The following is a 4,413-nucleotide window of genomic DNA, read 5'->3' on the forward strand; positions in this document are numbered from 1 at the left end:
CAAACAGGTATGGAATATCTTTCTCCATACAGTAATCGGCAGCGCTGGCGAAGTCGGGAAAAAACAGCCCGGCTTCATTATCTGTTCCTCCGGCGCAGGGGACCACCCGCCATCGCAACAGGGGGGGCTGAGTGGGAAGATTGTCTGCTGGATTTTTGTTTGCGAGGTTTAGCTGAACGGGCTATATAACCACCTGAAAGACAATGACATTGTCTGTTTTTATAACGGTAATTACAGGCCATGACAAGCCGCAGCCGCTAGGCTGCCTACTCGATCTCTCATACACGCTCGTAAGCGGCCCTGACGGCCCGCTAACGCGGAGATACGCCCCGGCTGCGGGTAAACCCTTGCCTGGACCACTCCGACCGCGCACAGAAACTCTGTCATGGCTGAAAGCGGGTATGGCTTAACAGGGCTGGATGAGTAAGGTGAAATCTATCAATACGTACCGGCTTACGCCGGGCTTCGGCGGTTTTACTCCTGTGCCATATGCAACAACAGAGTGCCGCCTTCCATGCCGCTGGTGCGGCATTCGGAAAACATCCCCCACGTCCTGAAGAACGTGAAGGGTATCAAACTCCTTTCCTGGTCCAGCCATATTTTTTGAATGCAGGCGCTGCTTCGTCGGTTTGTAGCCATTCAGCAAATCGACGGATTTCATCATTTGCATCCTGACGTACGGTAATATTCATATCACGCCATATCACGTAGTCTGGTGCTATTTCTACGACATCGCCAATTCCTGGATTACTGGCCGCCCAGTCAGCCCATGTGATCCAGACATCTGCTTCAGGCTGATTCTCCAGTGCCTTACGTGCAGCTCCGCTATTGGGCGCATACAAAATAATATTTTTCCGGATTGCTGCAACCGTTTCTATATTACTCTTACGTCCGGCAATATCTTCCCAAACGCCTGTACCTGATGTATTACTGGTACCACCACCATCATTAACGATGATGCCAATCCCTGGTCTGGTCAGGTCGTCAATACTCCGGATATTTTTAGGGTTACCTTTCTTTACCAGTAAAATACTTTTTCGCAGATAAAGAGGCTGAATATCCTTTTCATTAAATCTGTCTTTATGGTCCCGAGTGATAGCAAGAGCAGATTGTTCTGATGCACCAAATAGAATATCTGCATTCTTTTTGGCCTCTTCATTCCATTTATGTTGTGGACCGTAATGAATGTTCACTGTAACACCGGTTTTTTCGGTGTAAAGCTTGGCTGCATCGAGCAAGGCTGTATGTGGACCACCTGGTCCATACAGATTGATATCTGCATAAGCAGCAGAAGACAGAAATATTAAAAAAACAGCTATTGTGTTCCTCATAAAAAACTCCTTTTATTGAATGTGATGATTTTTGCAAAATAAAATATAAACCACTAAAGTCAATAGATATTATGCCCAGATAAATTTATGTTTTTTCACCATGTGCATAACTCGTCATTTACAGTTAACAAAATTAAAAAAGATTATATGTATTCTGAGACGCATAAAACTTACACATTGATTACATTTTTGTAATGCACAGGTCGTTGGGTATTTATGGCGTCAGCTCACGAAACGGAAAAAACAGCACGTTAAAACTATTTTTTATCCAAATTGTTTTTGAGGTCTCCTGAATTGGGTGAGTGACCGGGTAACTGCGATAAGGGGGCTGGCGCTCAGTGGAACGAAAACTCACGTTAAGCAATGTTTTCTTCCTCCGATGCCTCTTTTAATGGCCGCAGATGCCCTTTCGTCACCAAGGCTGCCAGCGTGAAGGAATAATGACCGAGCATATTGATGTGTCCGTGGCAAAGTGGTGAGAGGCGTGCGATATCTTCATCATTCACTATTTCCCCCTGTGCTCTGAGATGGTCCAGGGCAGCCTGCATATAAATAGTGTTGGGGATGCGGAATTCATCTTTTGTCCGTTTACGTCTGTTCCGTTACCCTGATGATACAATTCTCTGTACGTTCTGCTAGGAAGATGCAGATGATCCGCTTAAAAGTATTATTACCCACCTTTGGGAGCAGGATGCAGAGATGACAGATCCTGTCATAGCTATGTTTAATCACGTCTGAGTGCCGTGATGGGGTTCCGGCGTAGAACCCCTTTATCCTTGCCCCGCTGAATGAGGAAACACTGTTCCGTGGGATCATGCTGAATGTCTTCCGTTCGCGATACAGCTGGACGATGTGGCTGGGTGCGCTGATTACGTCTTTGCTGTTTGTCGCCGTGCATATGCAGCAGTATCTGAACCTGCTGACCTTGGCAGAAATATTCCTAGTGGGGCTGATTACATCAGCGGCCCGGATCAGAAGTGGTGGCCTGCTGCTGCCGGTATTGCTGCATATGGAAGCAACCGTGCTGGGCTTACTGTTGGGTTGAAAGTTATATTTAAATATATCTTTTATGAAGGTGTAATATGCATACCACCCGACTGAAGAAGGTTGGCGGCTCAGTAATGCTGACCGTTCCACCTGCACTGCTGAATGCTCTGTCTCTGGGAACTGATAATGAAGTAGGCATGATCATTGATAATGGTCGGCTGATTGTGGAGCCACATAGACGTCCGCAGTATTCACTGGCTGAGTTACTGGCACAGTGCGATTCGAGTGCTGATATCTCAGCAGAAGAACGAGAGTGACTGGATGCGCCAGCAGCTGGTCAGGAGGAAATCTGATATGGAAAGAGGGGAAATCTGGCTTGTTTCGCTTGACCCTACCGCAGGTCATGAGCAGCAGGGAACGCGGCCGGTGCTGATTGTCACACCAGCGGCCTTTAATCGCGTGACCCGCCTGCCTGTTGTTGTGCCCGTAACCAGCGGAGGCAATTTTGCCCGCACTGCCGGCTTTGCGGTGTCGCTGGATGGTGCCGGCATACGTACCACCGGTGTTGTGCGTTGCGATCAGCCCCGGACAATTGATATGAAAGCCCGGGGCGGCAAACGACTCGAACGGGTCCCGGAGACTATCATGAGCGAAGTTCTTGGCCGCCTGTCCACTATTTTGACCTGAACATGGGATTTGAGGGGCAATCGGACGAAAACGTACGATTTCGGACACCAAAACCTCTGTTGTCCCGCCATTCTGGCGATTCCTAAAAGCTATTTGGCTAAAAAACAGTCTTGACGTGGTTTATTTTCCGAATTCCAAGCGGCCCCCTACATGTAACCTCCGTATGCCGCCTTACATACGCTGACGCGCATTATTTGCCTTGTTTCGTCTGAAAGTAATCACTATGATTAAATATGATTAACAACTAATCGGATATGCAAATGAAAAACAATAGTGCACAAGCAACAAAAGTAATTACCGCGCATGTGCCATTACTTATGGCTGATAAAATCGACCAGATGGCCGCCAGGCTGGAACGCTCCCGGGGCTGGGTTATTAAACAGGCGCTTTCTGCATGGCTTGCCCAGGAGGAGGAGCGTAATCGCCTGACGCTGGAAGCCCTGGACGATGTGACATCCGGACAGGTTATCGATCATCAGGCTGTACAGGCCTGGGCGGACAGCCTCGGTACTGACCATCCGTTACCGGTGGCACGCTGATGGAACTGAAGTGGACCAGTAAGGCGCTTTCTGATTTGGCGTGGTTATATGATTTTCTGGTGCTGGCCAGTAAACCTGCTGCCGCCAGAACGGTGCAGTTCCTGACACAGGCGCCGGTCATTCTGTTAACTCATCCACGTATGGGAGAACAGTTGTTTCAGTTTGAACCCAGGGAGGTCAGACGGATTTTTGTTGGCGAGTACGAAATCCGTTACGAACTTAATGGCCAGACTATTTATGTATTGCGCCTGTGGCACACACGAGAAAACAGGTAGATTGTGTGTGGGGACAACTTTAACATAGCCTGCAGGTATTAATTCTGGAACATTGTTATCAGGCCAGATATTTTGCATTCCATTAAATAATATTGTAGGAGATAAAATGAATTGCGATGAAATAACGAAAATTACCGCTGAACGTATTAGCGACTACATGACCGAAGCAGTTAATACTGATTCAAAAGCCGTTGCGGAAATGTTTCATAACGCTGCATGGGGAGTGCGAACATTGTGGTTTGAACTCGTCACAAAAATAGATATGGATATACATAAAAAGAACAGGTATGCGAGTTATGATTTTAGAAGGAAAATCGAAATGCAGCATGAAGAGTTTCAGAAAATGACAGAGCGCGAGCAAGTGCCTTTATTGAAATCGCCAGAATAATAGAAACAGTACAAGTGCATTGCTGTATTCTGTTTTCCTTGATCGATAAGAATTTAAATTCCCAAAAGACTAAAAAAACGAGCCTGTTTAGGATTCTGTGTAAATGCCTTTTCTCAGAAGTGACCGTCCAGGCGGTCACCGAACTCGATAATAAAGCGGCTCATTGCCATTCGCCAGTCCCTTAACGGCATTGTCCATTTCTGTGA

Annotated in this window: 5 protein-coding genes and 3 pseudogenes; 6 read left to right on the forward strand and 2 right to left on the reverse strand. The window is 47.0% G+C overall.

The genetic code is table 11. From position 1 onward, the window contains the following. Nucleotides 1–572 precede the first annotated feature (572 nt). Both A9587_RS23875 and A9587_RS23880 read right to left on the reverse strand, forming a co-directional pair. Nucleotides 573–1,331 (reverse strand): substrate-binding domain-containing protein, encoded by a 759-nt coding sequence (locus A9587_RS23875; protein ID WP_097762347.1) that lies wholly within the window; start codon nt 1,329–1,331, stop codon nt 573–575. Between the two features lie 356 nt (nt 1,332–1,687). Next, a pseudogene (locus tag A9587_RS23880) lies at nt 1,688–1,891 on the reverse strand (Tn3 family transposase); the annotation flags it as partial. 209 nt (nt 1,892–2,100) lie between these two features. On the opposite strand from A9587_RS23880, the pseudogene A9587_RS23885 reads away from it, so the two are divergent. From A9587_RS23885 to A9587_RS23915, 6 genes and pseudogenes are all read left to right on the forward strand, one after another. Then, nucleotides 2,101–2,376 (forward strand): annotated as a pseudogene (locus A9587_RS23885) (lysostaphin resistance A-like protein); the annotation flags it as partial. A gap of 37 nt (nt 2,377–2,413) precedes the next feature. Then, the gene (locus A9587_RS23890) at nt 2,414–2,635 is read left to right on the forward strand and encodes an AbrB/MazE/SpoVT family DNA-binding domain-containing protein (protein ID WP_097762345.1); all 222 of its coding nucleotides are present in this window, start codon (nt 2,414–2,416) and stop codon (nt 2,633–2,635) included. Nucleotides 2,636–2,672: 37 nt separating this feature from the next. After that, complete coding sequence (gene pemK-mt, locus A9587_RS23895) at nt 2,673–3,005, forward strand: type II toxin-antitoxin system toxin endoribonuclease PemK-mt (RefSeq protein ID WP_109043815.1); 333 nt, start codon at nt 2,673–2,675, stop codon at nt 3,003–3,005. A gap of 254 nt (nt 3,006–3,259) precedes the next feature. Next, nucleotides 3,260–3,544: a CopG family ribbon-helix-helix protein gene (locus A9587_RS23905; protein WP_097762343.1), complete on the forward strand. Its 285-nt coding sequence runs from the start codon at nt 3,260–3,262 to the stop codon at nt 3,542–3,544. Further along, a complete protein-coding gene (locus A9587_RS23910; RefSeq protein WP_097762342.1) occupies nt 3,544–3,819 on the forward strand; it encodes a type II toxin-antitoxin system RelE/ParE family toxin in 276 nt (91 codons plus the stop codon). The genes A9587_RS23905 and A9587_RS23910 overlap by 1 nt, the downstream gene beginning before the upstream one ends. A 106-nt stretch (nt 3,820–3,925) precedes the next feature. After that, a pseudogene (locus A9587_RS23915) lies at nt 3,926–4,129 on the forward strand (hypothetical protein); the annotation flags it as partial. Nucleotides 4,130–4,413 lie beyond the last annotated feature (284 nt).

This window comes from Escherichia sp. MOD1-EC6162 (assembly GCF_002965125.1).
GTDB classification, from domain to species: domain Bacteria; phylum Pseudomonadota; class Gammaproteobacteria; order Enterobacterales; family Enterobacteriaceae; genus Escherichia; species Escherichia marmotae.

Excerpts from the sequence above, each read along its gene's own strand:
- A9587_RS23875 (WP_097762347.1), bottom strand. The coding sequence starts at position 1,331 with ATGAGGAACACAATAGCTGTTTTTTTAATATTTCTGTCTTCTGCTGCT.
- A9587_RS23890 (WP_097762345.1), top strand. The coding sequence starts at position 2,414 with ATGCATACCACCCGACTGAAGAAGGTTGGCGGCTCAGTAATGCTGACC.
- pemK-mt (WP_109043815.1), top strand. The coding sequence starts at position 2,673 with ATGGAAAGAGGGGAAATCTGGCTTGTTTCGCTTGACCCTACCGCAGGT.
- A9587_RS23905 (WP_097762343.1), top strand. The coding sequence starts at position 3,260 with ATGCAAATGAAAAACAATAGTGCACAAGCAACAAAAGTAATTACCGCG.
- A9587_RS23910 (WP_097762342.1), top strand. The coding sequence starts at position 3,544 with ATGGAACTGAAGTGGACCAGTAAGGCGCTTTCTGATTTGGCGTGGTTA.